The organism is Flavisolibacter nicotianae, assembly GCF_003628535.1.
GTDB classification, from domain to species: domain Bacteria; phylum Bacteroidota; class Bacteroidia; order Chitinophagales; family Chitinophagaceae; genus Flavisolibacter; species Flavisolibacter nicotianae.
On the sequence record NZ_RBCI01000009.1, the window covers coordinates 53179 to 67752 of the forward strand.

Consider the following 14574-nt stretch of genomic DNA (forward strand, 5'->3'; position numbering starts at 1 on the left):
TTTCGAAAGGAATTTACGGAATTATTCGTGTTTGTCTACCGATGCCGGAGCTGGCAGTTGAACAATGAACGTGGTGCCTTCACCTTCCTGCGTCTCCACAAGCAACGCGCCGCCGTGACCTTTGGTGATGATGTCGTAGCTCAGCGAAAGGCCCAGGCCTGTTCCCTCACCGGTTGGCTTGGTGGTAAAAAAAGGCTGAAAGATCTTCGCCAGTGCTTTTTGCGGAATCCCCTTGCCGTTGTCCCTGACAATAATTTCAATTGCATTGACGCATTTTTTTGTGCTCACCCAAATCGTTGGCTCAAACCCTTCCCTGAGTTGTTTTTTCTTCTTGTAGATTTCATAAAAGGCATTGTTAAACAGGTTTAAAAGCACCCGGCCGATGTCCTGTGGTATCACGTTCACCTTGCCAATTACCGCAGCAAAATCCGTTTCGATGGTCGCATTGAACGCTTTGTCCTTTGCCCGCATACCGTGGTAACTCAGGCGCAGGTATTCATCTGCCAGTACATTGATGTCTGTCGGCTCTCTCTGGCCGGTGCTTTTGCGACTGTGCTGCAGCATGTTTTTCACAATGGCATCAGCCCGCCTTCCGTGATAGGAAACCTTTTCCAGGTTTTGCTGAATATCATCTGCCATTGCCACTGCATCCTCGCTCCTACCCTGCTGAAGCCCGTCTTTCATTTCGGTGATCAGTTCCAGGTTCAGCTCCGAAAAATTATTGACGAAGTTGAGCGGGTTCTGGATCTCGTGGGCAATGCCGGCTGTGAGCTCACCCAGCGACGCCATCTTCTCCCGCTGGATCAACTGCGCCTGTGTCTCTTTTAACTGCACCAGGGAATCTTCGGCAATCTTGCGCTGGTTGTCTGTTTCTTCTTTTTGCTTTTTCAGCTCTTCGTACAGAGCCGCCAGCTCCTCGTTCTGCAAACGGAGGTTTTCGGCTTCCTGCTTTGTCTGTTCGATGCGGTGGGAGATCTGCAGGTTGATCACCTTTTCGGCCAGCGCATCTTTGTGCAATTCCCGCTCGATCTGGTTGTAGGTTTCCAGGCTTGCCAGCGCCTGCTCAAATTGCTCCAGCTTTTTATACGTGGTGTAATAGTGGAAATGTACATTGGCCAGCAGGTCCTGTGCCTTGATCTCATTGGCCAGCAAAAACGCTTCGTTCAAAAATACAAGCGCCGTCTGCCGCGCAGGAAAAGAACAAAGAGAAAGTTGCGAAAGAAAAAGTAGCGCTTCGGCCTGCCCCCGCTTGTCGTTGATGTCTTTGCGGATCTGCAAACTTTCGTTGGCGGTAGCAAGCGCCTTTTCTGTCCTGCCCTGCTTGTGATATACCTGGCTCAAATGAAACAGGGTGTTGGCAATGCCTTTTTTATCGCTGGTACACTGGCAAATACCAAGACTCTGTGTGCACATTTCAATAGCCTGCTCGTAAGCGCCGATCTTGTAGTAAGTAAATCCAATGTTATCGAGGCATCCTGCTTCGCCCCACTGGTCGCCGCTCGACCGGCGGATTTGCAGGCTTTGCTGGTAATAAGCAATCGCCTGCTGGTAGTCGCCGGTCTCAAAATAGATCTGCCCGATAAGGTTCAGTGCATAAGACTCAGCTACCCAGTGTCCAATTTCCCTGGCTGTTTTCAATCCCTCGAGCAGGTAGTGGATGGCTTTCTCGTAACTGCCCATGTATTTGTACGTCACGCCGAGATGGTAACAGGCCAGCGAAGCCTCTTCCAGGTAGTTGGTCCGGGTACAGATGTCCAGCGCCTTGAACAGGTTTTCCAGTGAGGCATCGAAATTGCCAAAGCTGCGGTGGATAATCCCGAAATATTCATGCACTTCCGACAAGCCCCGGTTGTCGCCCATTTCAGCAAACAACACAAAGGCTTCGTCCAAGACGGCCTTTGCTTCCTTGTGTTTTGAGAGGCGGATGAGACCGAAACCGTAGGTCCGCAATCCCTCCGCCAAACCTTTTTTATAACCGGCTTGTCGTGACAGTTCGGCGGCTTCCTTTCCCATAGAAAAGGCCTTCCCCGAATCATTCACACGGATCTCCCATGCCCTGGCATTCAGGTCGTCAATTCTTTTCTGCAACTCGAACAAGGTGCTTTCGGTTTCCATGCGAAAACGCTTGTTTTACTTCATGTAAAACTCCCATTGAATGCGGTCGGGATCTTTGAAAGCCACGTAAAGCTTTTGCAGGGTCTCGTCTTTTTTCACACCGGTGTTTTCCACGCCGGCGTCGGCAAGGCCTTTGGCAAAGCGGTGAAGTTCGTCTTCCGTTTCACAGACCAGGGCAACGTGGTCTAGACCAATGTTGAAAGGCGTAAATACGGCGTCGGGGTTCCCGTTTGTTTCGGCTTTTTTAAACGCAACGATCACCTGTCCTGCGACAAAGGCGATCAGGTCGGGACTGTCAAGCGCCAGCGGCAAACCAAGGACGTTCTGATAAAAGTCTTTGGTCACCGAAAAATTTTTGCAGCGTAATGCAATGTGGTGAATGCCGGGAGTTTGCGGTTGGATAGCCATGGTTATAATTTTTTAATAGTGGCTGCTTTCAACAGGTACCCAGGTCCATAAAAATAGATGATGATTTTTTCTCCTGCAACGTATCAACCGGTCACCGCCCGCGGATCAAAATGGTTTTCCTGCTCGATAATCCGGCTCTCTTCATTTACCGTAAAGCGGTCGGCTACGCGAAGTGTTACCGCAGGCGCTCTCAGTGAAATTTCCGCCTCGCTGATGATACCGGACAAATCTTCCTGGATGTAATGACCAAGAATGTTCACCGTTATATCTTTCAACGCGGGCCCGAGTGGTAGCCACCACTTTTCATAGACGTCTTTCCCGCTGGTCGGAACCAGCACGCCGCCAGGATCGAACGGTGTACGGATGGATGCCGTTTCCGCACAGGGGATGGTTTCAAATTTTGCGTTGCGCAAGGACTCAAAATAGTCCTCTGCTACCTTTTTCAATTGCGCTACCCGGGTCGCGGCCGATAGTGATTCAAGATTCATAAATCCTCCTTTTGTTTTAATGAATCGATCAGTGCGTTGTTTGGGAGTTGTCAAGTGGAAGCCGGATTACGAACGCCGCACCTTCCCCTTCTTCCGATTCCACCTTTAGTTCGCCGCCGTGGGCCTTCACCATATCGTAGCTGAGTGACAGGCCCAGGCCCAGGCCCGTTCCCTCTCCCGGCGGCTTGGTGGTGAAGAAAGGCTGGAAGACTTTTTCTTTTGCATTTTCCGGAATGCCGGTGCCGTTGTCTTTGACCACGATGACAACGGAGTTTCTTTCTTTCCTTGTGCAAACATTCACTACCGGTCCATAGGGTCCATTCAACTGCCTCTTCTTTGCACTGACAGCATAAAAGGCGTTGTTGAAAAGATTGAGCAGCACTCTTCCGATTTCCTGCGGTACCACGTCTATTTTATCCAGGGTTTTGTCAAACTGCGTTTCCACCACCGCATCGAACGATTTGTCTCTTACCCGCATTCCGTGGTAAGAAAGTCGCAGGTAGTCTTCCGCCAGGGTATTGATATCTGTGGACTGCTTCTCTCCCTTTGACGTACGGCTATGTTCCAGCATGCCTTTCACGATGGCATCGGCCCGTCTGCCATGGTGCAGGATTTTTTGCAGGTTTTCCGTTGCGGCATTGATTCCCTGGAGAACGGCGTCTTTTTTACCAGAACCGATTTCTTCTTTTACCTCGGCCAAAATTTCAATATTGATATCCGAAAAGTTGTTGATAAAATTCAGTGGATTTTGTATTTCGTGGGCAATGCCCGCAGTCAGTTCACCCAAGGAAGCCATCTTCTCCCGTTGAATCAACTGAGCTTGTGTCGACTTTAACTCCGCATAGGCCCGCTCTATTTTTGCTTTGGCTTTTTGCTTTTGGCGGTTGCCCTGCCATAGCACAACGGAGAGAAAAAGCAGAACCAGTAAGCCGGCAATCAGTGCATATATCTGTATCCTGCTTTTGTACTTCTCCTGGCCCGCCTTCATTTCTTCCTCCTTTAGCTTTGCGTTGAAGGCGACCTGCTGTATTTCGCGGTCTTTTTCGGTGTTGAAAATGGTGTCTTTTATCGCGTAACTACGCTCGGTATATTTAAGAGCGCTGTCTTTGTTCCCAATTGCTTTGTAGGCCTGTGCCAGGTTGCTGACTGCCTCCAGAAGATTTTTAAACTCTGATTGACTCTTCCATCCCTGTTCGACAATTTTTGCATAATGAATCGTCGAATCGTATTGCCGCGCATTTTTGAAAAGCGTTGACATGCCGCTGTATATCTGTAATGTATCCCATGGAATTCCGTTTGGCACACATAAGGCCAGTGCTTCGCGATATTTTTCCAACGCCGGTTTATATTCCCCTTTCCTGTTTAGAATGGTTGCCAGTAGGTAAATAGGAAACTCCCACGTTGTGCCATTAAAAAGTTCATTCTGTGCAATGGATTTCTTCGTGAAAAAAAGAGCGGAGTCCAGTTTGTTCATTAACACGTACGTCTGCCCAATCTCTGCCAGTAACAAAGGAAACCAACGATGGCCGGGGAAAACAATTGACCCGTTAACCTTGTAGTCTTCGGCTATCTGCAAGCCAAGAAACGCATGGGACAGGGCTTTGCGATAGTCGCCTATTTCGCGATAAATGCCTTGCAACATGGCATGTGCATTGGCCATGCCGGCATGATCCCTACTGTCTTCGTAAATCGCCAAAGCATCCAGATTGGCCTGTATCGCCTGATTGAAATTGCTCTGCTGACCATAACAGTTTTGAAGAATCAAAAGGCAATCTGCTTCTCCTTTCTTATACCCAATTCTCCTGGCCAGTGACAGGCCTCTCTGCGCATACCAAGTAAGCGAATCCAACGGTTGCCCGTAACTTAATTGGACAAAAGCGTTGACTTCGGCACTATCGCCCTTGTGCTGGTTGATAAGGGCCCTCAGATCGCCTTCATTCTGCTGCGCATTGGCCGCATGAATGCCAAGCAAGAAAAGCACGATGATCAGCCTGTTTTTCATTGACTATTTGTTGGCTTCTGTTCCTGAAAAGGTAACTGCACGATAAACGCTGTCCCCTCGCCTTCTTTGGTCTCTACGATAATTTCGCCCTTGTGTCCATTGGTAATGATGTCGTAGCTGAGTGAAAGGCCTAGCCCTGTTCCCTCTCCGGCCGGTTTGGTGGTAAAGAAAGGCTGGAAGATTTTATCGATAATTTGCTGGGGGATACCGGTACCGTTGTCGCGGATGCATAACGCAACCCTGTCGCTTTCTTTTTTGGTGGTTATGGTGACAGTGGGTTCGAACGTTCCATTGAGCAGTTTCTTCTTTTCACTCACTGAATAAAAGGCGTTGTTAAACAGATTGAGCAGCACCCGTCCAATGTCTTCCGGCACAACGTTCAGTTTACCGATCTCCGGATCGAGGTTTTTTTCGATGACGGAACGAAAACTTTTGTTCTTGATTTGCATCTCTTCATAACTGGCATGGAGATAGGTTTCGATGAGCTCATTGAGATCGGTTTGCTCTTTTATTCCTTTTGATGCCCGGCTGTGCTTCAACATGCTCGATACGATGCTGGATGCTTTTTTCCCGTGCTGCACCATTTTCTGAAAATTTCCAGTGATGTCATCCAGGAGGCTGTTGACGTTTTCCTTGTCGATTTCCACTTTGTTGATCTCCTCCCGCAACTCGTCGGCAAGATCTTCGCTCACTTCGGAAAAATTGACAATAAAATTCAGCGGGTTTTTGATTTCGTGGGCAATGCCCGCGGTGAGCTCGCCCAAAGACGCCATTTTCTCCCGCTGGATCAGTTGCGCCTGCGTGGCTTTCAGGTCGTTGAGCGATTGCTGCAACTGCTTTGTCCGGGTTGCGACTTGAATTTCGAGGGTCTGCGCATAATTGGTCAATTCATCCTGCGCCTTTTTCATGCTTTGCGTCATGTGGTTGAAGTTCTCGGTCAGCAGTCCGATTTCGTCCCGCAATCCCACTTCCACATGCGTATCCAGTTGGCCGGCGTTCACCTTCTCCACGCCTTCCAGCAGCCGTTCCAGCGGCCGGGTAAGGCTGGCCCGCAGCATCAACGGCATCAGGGTAACGATGAGCAGGGCCACCGACGGAACGATGATCACGAGTCGGGTCAATCCCTGCTGCTGCGCCATTTGGGCAGCGAGATCGGCCGAGTAATCGGGTGGGTAAAATGTCATGGTGATGATGCAAAGAATCGTTGCCGCCACGATGAAAGAAAAGCCGGTGATCTTGGTTTGAAAACCCGCAGGCACAGCTGCCGTCACAATATAAAGAACGATGGAGGCAAGATTGCCAAGCCACACAAACGAAAAATACGACCACGAACCCGGAACGGTAAGAAAGCCAAAGACAATGGAGATCGTGCTTCCGATCACATAGCAGCCGTTGATACCGGCATAGATATAATGCGCTTTGGAGGCTTTCGGATCGGTGCCATGCAGGTAGCGTGCCTTGCGCAGGGCCAGCGCAATCATCCACAGGGTAAAAAACGCACTAAAGACAAAAGCCGACATCCGGGTATAGGCAAAATTTCCCGTGCCGAAGAATTCGTTCCAGACAGCAAAGGCGAATTCTGCAAGGAAGAAAACAAGACTGATAAGGAATACTTTTTTCCTTTCGCGAGGGAAGGGATCTGCCAGGAAGCAATAAACGTATTGGGTGTGGCAGATGAGCGTAAATGCAAGTCCCGGGATGAGGATGAACGTGGCAGAAAGTTTTGGCAATAAAAGTCCTTCGTATTCCGGCGGAAGGCTGTAACGGACCATATTTTCCACCTGCCAGCAAAACAACGAGAAATAAAAACCAAGGAGCCATTTCTTCGCATTGACGGGACGTTTCAGCCGCACAAGATGAACAACCATTCCTGCCGCCGTTAGCGCCAGAATCAGGGACATGACTGAATGCGTGTGAAGCATCATTTTCCGGGAGCGTTTTAAAGTGGTATCGATACGATAAATTCACTTCCCTGCCCTTCTTTTGTTTCCACCTTCAGTTCACCGCCGTGGCCCTTGGTTACAATGTCGTAGCTTAACGACAACCCAAGACCAGTTCCCTCACCCGTTGGTTTTGTGGTAAAAAAAGGCTGGTAAATTTTTTCTTTTACTTTTTCGGCAATGCCCATTCCATTGTCTTTGACACAGATCTCCAGTCTGCCGCCTCTTTTCCGGGTGCTTACTTGCACCGTCGGCTCGTAATCACTGCCTTTATTTTTCTTTTTCTCCGTTACGGCATAAAAGGCATTGCTGAACAGGTTGAGCAAGACCCGCCCGATCTCTTCGCCGTTGATGGTAACCTGTTTCAGCGCCGGGTCGAAATGGGTTTCGATGATCACGTTGAACATGCCGTCTTTTGCGCGGATGCCGTGATAGCTTAACCGCAGGTATTCTTCTACAAAAGCGTTAATGTCAACCGGCTGTTTTTGTCCCGACGTTTTGCGGCTGTGTTGCAGCATGGCCTTTACAATCGAATCAGCCCTGTTGCCGTGTTCGTAAATTTTTTTCTGGTTCTCAACAAGGTCATGCAACAACAGCGACAAGGAGTCTTTTTCTTTGTTGCCAATCGCCATTTGGTTGATAGACTGCCCGATTTCTGCAGCCAGTTCTACATTCAGCTCAGAAAAATTATTGATAAAATTTAATGGGTTTTTGATTTCATGGGCAATGCCCGCGGTGAGCTCGCCGAGCGACGCCATCTTCTCCCGCTGGATCAGCTGTGCCTGGGTGGCCTTCAGGTCTTGCAGCGCATGCAGCAGTTCTTCTTTTTGTTGTTGCAATTCGGCCGTCCGTTCGGCTACCAGCGCTTCCAGTTCGGCTTTGCGTGCCGTTACGATGCGGTGCTGTTCTTCTTCCTGGAGTCTTTTTCGGCGCTCTTCTTTCAGGGCTTTCAGTTGCTTTCGTGACAGGATGAGCAGGGCGATCAGCCAGGTCGCGGCTACGGGATAAACATAGGCTTCGTATTGATACAAGGTGGGGCGGCCAGCCGGCCACAAAACAAGGAGGCTATTTGAAACGATAGAGATGACAACAAGGGGCAAAACCGCATAGAGTGTCATGCGCACGGGAACAAACCGGGGTTCCCGGAACGAGAAGATAAGGATACCAACCAATGCCAGGTGCCAGATCCATTGCGTGGCCGTTTCAATGCGCAGACCGTTTGTCAGAAAAAACAATACGGCGGACGCAAGCATCCCCCATTTCAACCGCCGCTCCCAGAGAGGGTAAGGCGAAAAGGTTTGCAGAATTTTCCGCAAACGCATCAGGAGAAGAAATGTTAACAGGGCTTCTAAAAACATGATCGTATTCCTGAAAATTTAGGTTGGTTTCTCGAGCCGGATGTAAAGGTGATTTTGTTTTTAAGGGCAGAATGTATCATGTTGAATCGCTGCGAACGACCTTTTCTCACCTTCCATACCGTACAGCGAGAGAATAAAACAAGCAGGCATGGTTGCAATCAAAAAAACGCCTGGCAGATACGGAGGCGGCATTCGCCGCATGGCTTTTTTCCCACCAGCATTATCCCTTTTTTCGCGTTGTTTTGTTCAACACGATCGTAAACTCGGTTTCCTCGCCTTCAATGCTTTTCACTTTCAGTTCGCCGCCATGGGCTTTCACGATGTCGTAGCTCAGCGACAGTCCCAGGCCCGTTCCGGAACCGGCCGGCTTGGTGGTGAAAAAGGGCTGAAAAATTTTATCCATGGCGGCGGCTGGTATGCCAACACCATTGTCCTTCACGCGGATCTTGACCTGGTTGTCGTCAAGCCGGGTCATGACCTGGATCGTGGGCTCATAATCGTCGCCGGCTTTTTTCTTCCGTTCGGTCACAGCATAAAAAGCGTTGTTAAAAAGATTGAGCAAGACCCGCCCAATGTCCTGGGGAATCACGTCAATCTTCCCAATACGTTCGTCATAGCGGGTCTGCATGATTGCGTTGAATGCCTTGTCTTTTGCCCGCAGCCCATGGTAACTCAGGCGCAGGTATTCATCCACCAGGGAATTAAGATCGGTTGGCAGCGTTTGCCCGTCGCTTTTGCGGCTGTGCAGCAACATTCCTTTGACAATGGAGTCTGCCCGCTTGCCGTGATGGTTGATTTTTTGGAGGTTTTGTTTTACTTCTTCCATGATCACACCGGCTTCGTCCACGCGGCCATCCTGCAGGCACTCTTCAATTTCTTTCAGCAGGTCTTCTGTCAGCTCCGAAAAATTATTGACGAAGTTGAGCGGGTTCTGGATCTCGTGGGCAATGCCGGCAGTGAGTTCACCCAGCGACGCCATCTTTTCCGCCTGGATCAGTTGCGCCTGGGCCGCTTTCAGGTCCATCAGGGCCCTGGTCAGGTCAATATTGGCTTGCTCTACCGCAAAGGTTTTCTTTTGCAATTCTTCGATGGTTTCTTCCAGTAAAATGGAAAGGGATTTTTTCTCCTTTTCGTATCGTCCCAGTTTGAATTCGGTTACGACCAGCGCTTTGTCGGCTTCCTTCAATGCCTGGTCCAGCGCCGCCTTTTCAGAGTCGGTCAGGGCCGTTAGAGCAGTGATGGCATCCACCATTTTCTTTAGTGCTTTGTGCATCCGGTAGCTGTTTTATCGCTTGGGTTTTATCGTCCTTTCTATTTATGCCGTCGCCGGTTTTTCATCGATTTCCTTTAGCGCCACAAGGCAGCAGGTATTGTTGTGAAACTCGTGTTTGCCATAGGCTGTTTTACCAATTTCGCCGTAGCTGAAAAAACCAATCAGCGGTGAGCCCCAAACCTTTTTCAATCCTTCAATTTCGTCGCTGACCATAGGCCCGAGAGTAAGGTGACGGGCCACGCAGGAAAACATCACGAGTGCATCGGCCTGCGGCAATTGCTGCGATTTGATTTCCTTCGATTGTTCAATCACCTCGTCCACCACGTCAAAATCCGGCGGAAGTGCAAACCGGAACCGGGAGCCCTGCGGCACATTGCCGCTGAATTTCAAACAACGCTCCTCGAAGTTCGCAAACATTGTCGTACGCACGACGGGGTCGCCGTTTGGTCGTTGCATCAGGATCGGGAAATAAGATCCCATTTTCGTCAGCACCTCGTTTGCGGCCGTGTTGGTTTCGGCGCTGACGCCCAAAAATTTCATCACCACGTCCAGCGCCGGTTCGTCGTCGATGGTGTATACAACACTTCCTTCGCTCCGGGTGATGGTGCGTTCGGTGCCTACCGGTTTCCATCCGCTGGTGGCGTGTCCGCGCAGCGAAATTTTATCCGCATCAATGATTGCCGCCACAATGGCTTTGTCGCTGGCACTGTCGTTGGTAAAAACGCAAGGTCCCGACCAGGTCATATCGTCGCCGGCCATGCCACCGAAGATGGCAGTTGCTTCGCCGGCCGTGTCCTCTATCCCCCGCACGATCTGTTCGCCATCTGTATACAAACCACTGTACGAAACCAAAAAAGCCGGGTTGGCAAACGTCTGCTTGCCTGCCAGGCCGATTTGCCGGGCCAGTGATTTCAGGTCGTTTTCACCGATGTTTTCAAAAACGATCCGGAAGTAACGATCATCAAGATCGAGCAGCATGATCACGACCGAACCTTCTGCGACATCGCCATCGATAAATTCGCCGGCGGTGGTTGCACCAAAAATGCGAATGCCCATCGCATCCAGCAAACGGCAGATTTCCTCGCGGTTTTGCCGGATGGACAAAAACACCAGCGCCAGCGTAGGACGAAACCCGTCGGACGTGGTTTGCTCCAGTTCCGCCTTTAGCTGGTCAACCGACTGGCCTTTGATGGTTTTTGCTTTCATAAAAACGTGTTTTTTTATCTGCCGATGGAAGTTGAATTAAAAACCTCGCACCTTCTTCTTTGGTTTTCATCATAAACCCTGCGTTATGCGCTTTCACACTATCGTAGCCCAGCGACAGGCCCCAACCTGTGCCTTCGCCAGCCGGTTCTGCTGTAAAGAATCGCTGAAAGAGCCTGTTTGTTCCTTTCCACAAAGTGTTTGTTTTGACGCCTGGGTTTTTCATACTGTTTTCTTTACCGGCAATTCAACGGTAAACTCGGCGAACTGGCCTTCTTTCGTTTCTACACGCAAACTGCCGCCGTGCTGTTTGGTCACGATATCATAACTCAGGGACAGGCCAAGGCCTGTTCCTTCACCAGCCGGCTTAGTGGTGAAAAAGGGCTGGTAAATCTTTTCTTTTACATTCGGCGACATGCCGGTGCCGTTGTCGCGAACACCGATGGCTACCGCGTCGCCTTTTTTCCTGGTGTAAACAGAGACCACGGGTTGATAAGTGTCCTGCAGTCTTTTCTTTTTTTCCTGCACAGAATAAAAAGCATTGTTGAAAAGGTTTACCAGAACGCGGCCGAGATCTTGCGGCACAACTTCGAGCCGACCGACGCTTTCATCGAAATGGGTCTCTAAAATGACCGTGAGGTTTTTTTGCTTGGCCCGCAAGGCGTGGTAAGCGAGGTGCAGGTGTTCTTCAACAAGTGCATTAATATCGGTCGCTTCGCGTTTGCCGGTGCCAAGGTGCGAATGGTGCAGCATGCCTTTTACAATGCTGTCGGCACGTTTGCCGTGGAAAAGGATCTTGTCCAGGTTTCCTTTCAGTTCGGTCAGCAAACCGGCGGCTTTTTCCGTTTGACCGCTGGTGACCTCACCGCGGATCTCTTCGGTTAGTTCATTGCTGACTTCCGAAAAATTGTTGACGAAGTTGAGCGGGTTCTGGATCTCGTGGGCAATGCCGGCAGTGAGTTCACCCAGCGACGCCATTTTTTCTTTTTGCACCAGCTGCGCCTGTGTTTCTTTCAGGTTGCGCAGTGCCGTCACCAGTTCGCGGTTGGCCTGCTTCCATTCTTTCGTGCGTTCTTCCACCCGTTTTTCGAGCAGGACATTTTGTTCTGTAATCAGCTTCCGGTTTTCTTCCAGCGAGTGAAGGGCTTCGGCCTGGGCCGCCATTGTTTCCTTTTTATACACGTTGATTTTATCGGCCAGTGCCAGCGAAAGCAGCAGGGCCTCCACGGCCGAGCCAATCTGCAGCGAACTGGCGGTGAGCGCCGTGTACGGCAATATCTTGTAATCTTTCAGAATGTATACTGCCACGCTCAAGAGCAAAAGGCTCCAGGCAATGAGAAAAAACTTCGCGGGAGAATACCCCTTGCGCAGGGTTTGATAGGCGGCGACAAAAAAACTTCCCACCAACACCAGCGACGTAAACTCCAGGACAACTGTGCCCAGCAGCAATTGTCCCGAAAGCACGATGCCGATGATCACCACGTAGCTGCCCAGCAACCCCATAAACAAACGGTGAAAGAACGGAACGTTTTTGCGGGTGTTGAGAAAATTGGCGGCAAACAAGATCCCGGAGATCGCAACCAGTGCGGCGATTACATCTTCGTACCGGTTTGGTGCGGTCCAGGAGGGATAGGCAAAGCGGAAAACATACCCGGATAAATGCGCATTGAAAAATGCCATCATGAAGGTATAGGCAACGTAGTAGAGATAAGACCGGTCGCGGAGGGTGAAGTAAATAAAAAGGTTATAGAGGATCATCACCAGCATAAAGCCGATGTAGATTCCCATGGCAAGGTTCATTTTGGCGTCTTTGATATAAAACGCATTCAGCGTGCCGGCGCGGAGAGGAAACTGGGTGCCGCGGTAGTGCATGACCCGCAGGTAGACCGTGGCCGTTTTACCGGTGGGAATGGAAAGGGGGAACAGGTAGTTGACGCTTTTCACCACCCGCTGCTGGAACGGTTGCCAGTTGCCGGCGTGGTATTGCTTTACGATCGTGTTGTCAACGACGGAGTAGGCGGCAATGTCGGTAAGGGCCGTGGAGGCCAATTCGAGCAGCAGGTCCGAATCTGTCGCATTGCGGATGTCCGATCGGAGCCAAAAAAAAGAAGGCGTGACACCAAACGAAATATCCTCCTTGCCGTTTCGCTGGAACGAACCGGGCTGCTTTCCATAAATGAAATCCGAAACGGTCAGTCGTCCGTCTTTGTCTTCCAGGTAGCGGGCAGACGGTGCAAGGTTTACGATCTCGTCTACCTTTTCAACAACCACTACCTCCTGAGCGCTTGCAAGCGTTGCCGTCAAGCCCAAAAGCCAAATGAGTAGATAACGCATACAAGAAAATTGTTCGTTCAGCAATCTCTCCGGCAATTCCCCTCTTCTGTTTCTCCCTGCAATGTTTGGTTTCAACCGACCGGTTGTTGAACCGGTCGCGTTCGTTGCTGCGGCAACCGGAAAGACATTTGCTGAAAAAAGGTTCAGTACAAGCGTCTTGCAACAGAATGCCATGAAAAAGATAATATTTTTTCATCAAGGAACCGTTTTCCGAAATTTCTTTTTCCCTTCAAGTGGAACGATCCCCTTTATTTTTGCGCCATGCAAAAAGTTGGAATTCTGGGAGGTGGTCAGTTGGGACGAATGCTGTTGCAGGCCGCGGCAAATTATCCTGTGGAGACTCATGTACTGGAGAATGACGATGCCTGCCCGGCGGCCCACCTTTGCCGTTATTTTGTAAAAGGCGATATCCGCGATTTTGATGCCGTGTACAATTTTGGCAAAAGCCTCGACGCCATCACCATCGAGATCGAAAATGTCAACATCGATGCGTTGGAAAAGCTCGAACAGGAAGGCATCAAAGTTTATCCCCGTACATCGGTGCTTCGTCTCATCAAAAACAAGGCACGCCAGAAAAAATACTATACCGATCACCAGATTCCAACGGCGGCCTATGCCATTTTGCAATCGGCTACCGAGATTGCCGATCATTCCCACCTTCTTCCGGCGGTGCACAAATCGGCCGAAGGCGGATACGACGGCCGCGGCGTGCAGCCGATCGATGCGCTGGCCGATGCCGTAAATGGATTTAACGAGGAAAGTGTGCTGGAGAAAAAAGTGGTCATCAAAAAAGAGATCGCCCAGATCGTGGCGGTTGACGAGGCCGGGAAAATGGTTCTTTACCCGCCCGTGGAGATGGTCTTTAACCAGTCGCTCAACCTGTTGGACTACCAGCTTTGCCCTGCCGATATTCCGCAGAATGTACTCTGGAAGGTTGAAGCCATCGCCCTGGCCGTGGTACGCAATTTTCACTCACCGGGCCTGTTTGCCGTGGAGCTTTTTGTGGATGCAGCCGATGATGTGCTGGTAAACGAAACGGCCCCCCGTGTTCACAACAGCGGCCACCATACCATCGAGGCGCATTACAGTTCGCAGTTCGATATGCTGTGGCGGATCATCCTGGGATACCCGCTGGGCAACACCAAAAAAATCCTTTCGTCGGTGATGGTGAATATCATTGGCAGCGAAGGCCACACCGGCACGCCGGTCTACGAAGGGCTCGAAGAAGTGCTGCAGATCGACAATGCCTTTGTTCACCTGTACGGCAAACTCCAGACAAAGCCCGGCCGCAAGATGGGGCATGTAACAGTGCTCAGCAACGAAAAGCAGGACCTCATTCACAAAGCCAACAAGATCCGGCAAACGTTAAAGGTCATCACCAAATAATTCTTTGTACGGAATAGCCAATTCCACGCTTCGCATTTCACAATGGCGGTTGCTGTTAATTTCTGCC

11 protein-coding genes are annotated in these 14574 nt (G+C 50.2%); 1 reads left to right on the top strand and 10 read right to left on the bottom strand.

What is annotated here, in order from left to right; translation table 11 throughout:
* Nucleotides 1-21 precede the first annotated feature (21 nt).
* From D6024_RS19735 to D6024_RS19780, 10 genes are all read right to left on the bottom strand, one after another.
* On the bottom strand, nt 22-2115 hold the full coding sequence (locus D6024_RS19735) for a tetratricopeptide repeat protein (protein ID WP_121356487.1): 2094 nt from the start codon (nt 2113-2115) through the stop codon (nt 22-24).
* Between the two features lie 15 nt (nt 2116-2130).
* Nucleotides 2131-2523 (bottom strand): VOC family protein, encoded by a 393-nt coding sequence (locus D6024_RS19740; RefSeq protein ID WP_121356488.1) that lies wholly within the window; start codon nt 2521-2523, stop codon nt 2131-2133.
* Between the two features lie 83 nt (nt 2524-2606).
* Complete coding sequence (locus tag D6024_RS19745) at nt 2607-3011, bottom strand: hypothetical protein (protein WP_121356489.1); 405 nt, start codon at nt 3009-3011, stop codon at nt 2607-2609.
* Between the two features lie 28 nt (nt 3012-3039).
* Entirely contained in the window at nt 3040-5013 is a 1974-nt protein-coding gene (locus D6024_RS27320; RefSeq protein WP_121356490.1) for a tetratricopeptide repeat-containing sensor histidine kinase, read from the bottom strand.
* The gene (locus D6024_RS26865; RefSeq protein WP_162944895.1) at nt 5010-6914 is read right to left on the bottom strand and encodes a sensor histidine kinase; all 1905 of its coding nucleotides are present in this window, start codon (nt 6912-6914) and stop codon (nt 5010-5012) included. Before D6024_RS26865 ends, D6024_RS27320 begins: the two co-directional genes overlap by 4 nt.
* A 38-nt stretch (nt 6915-6952) precedes the next feature.
* On the bottom strand, nt 6953-8311 hold the full coding sequence (locus D6024_RS19760) for a sensor histidine kinase (RefSeq protein ID WP_121356491.1): 1359 nt from the start codon (nt 8309-8311) through the stop codon (nt 6953-6955).
* A gap of 220 nt (nt 8312-8531) precedes the next feature.
* Nucleotides 8532-9584 carry a sensor histidine kinase gene (locus tag D6024_RS19765; RefSeq protein WP_121356492.1) on the bottom strand — a complete coding sequence of 351 codons (1053 nt, stop codon included), beginning with the start codon at nt 9582-9584 and terminating at the stop codon, nt 8532-8534.
* Nucleotides 9585-9626: 42 nt separating this feature from the next.
* The gene (locus D6024_RS19770) at nt 9627-10790 is read right to left on the bottom strand and encodes an FIST signal transduction protein (RefSeq protein WP_121356493.1); all 1164 of its coding nucleotides are present in this window, start codon (nt 10788-10790) and stop codon (nt 9627-9629) included.
* Nucleotides 10756-11013, bottom strand: a complete 258-nt coding sequence (locus D6024_RS19775; RefSeq protein WP_205573328.1) for an ATP-binding protein — start codon at nt 11011-11013, stop codon at nt 10756-10758. Before D6024_RS19775 ends, D6024_RS19770 begins: the two co-directional genes overlap by 35 nt.
* Nucleotides 11010-13121: a sensor histidine kinase gene (locus tag D6024_RS19780; RefSeq protein WP_162944896.1), complete on the bottom strand. Its 2112-nt coding sequence runs from the start codon at nt 13119-13121 to the stop codon at nt 11010-11012. Before D6024_RS19780 ends, D6024_RS19775 begins: the two co-directional genes overlap by 4 nt.
* 261 nt (nt 13122-13382) lie before the next feature.
* Here D6024_RS19780 and D6024_RS19785 point away from each other — a divergent pair, with 261 nt between their 5' ends.
* On the top strand, nt 13383-14507 hold the full coding sequence (locus tag D6024_RS19785; protein ID WP_121356495.1) for a 5-(carboxyamino)imidazole ribonucleotide synthase: 1125 nt from the start codon (nt 13383-13385) through the stop codon (nt 14505-14507).
* Nucleotides 14508-14574 lie beyond the last annotated feature (67 nt).

What these genes read in the sequence shown, in the direction of transcription:
- D6024_RS19735 (WP_121356487.1), bottom strand. Translation starts at nt 2,115, where the DNA reads ATGGAAACCGAAAGCACCTTGTTCGAGTTGCAGAAAAGAATTGACGAC.
- D6024_RS19740 (WP_121356488.1), bottom strand. Translation starts at nt 2,523, where the DNA reads ATGGCTATCCAACCGCAAACTCCCGGCATTCACCACATTGCATTACGC.
- D6024_RS19745 (WP_121356489.1), bottom strand. Translation starts at nt 3,011, where the DNA reads ATGAATCTTGAATCACTATCGGCCGCGACCCGGGTAGCGCAATTGAAA.
- D6024_RS27320 (WP_121356490.1), bottom strand. Translation starts at nt 5,013, where the DNA reads ATGAAAAACAGGCTGATCATCGTGCTTTTCTTGCTTGGCATTCATGCG.
- D6024_RS26865 (WP_162944895.1), bottom strand. Translation starts at nt 6,914, where the DNA reads ATGTCCCTGATTCTGGCGCTAACGGCGGCAGGAATGGTTGTTCATCTT.
- D6024_RS19760 (WP_121356491.1), bottom strand. Translation starts at nt 8,311, where the DNA reads ATGTTTTTAGAAGCCCTGTTAACATTTCTTCTCCTGATGCGTTTGCGG.
- D6024_RS19765 (WP_121356492.1), bottom strand. Translation starts at nt 9,584, where the DNA reads ATGCACAAAGCACTAAAGAAAATGGTGGATGCCATCACTGCTCTAACG.
- D6024_RS19770 (WP_121356493.1), bottom strand. Translation starts at nt 10,790, where the DNA reads ATGAAAGCAAAAACCATCAAAGGCCAGTCGGTTGACCAGCTAAAGGCG.
- D6024_RS19775 (WP_205573328.1), bottom strand. Translation starts at nt 11,013, where the DNA reads ATGAAAAACCCAGGCGTCAAAACAAACACTTTGTGGAAAGGAACAAAC.
- D6024_RS19780 (WP_162944896.1), bottom strand. Translation starts at nt 13,121, where the DNA reads ATGCGTTATCTACTCATTTGGCTTTTGGGCTTGACGGCAACGCTTGCA.
- D6024_RS19785 (WP_121356495.1), top strand. Translation starts at nt 13,383, where the DNA reads ATGCAAAAAGTTGGAATTCTGGGAGGTGGTCAGTTGGGACGAATGCTG.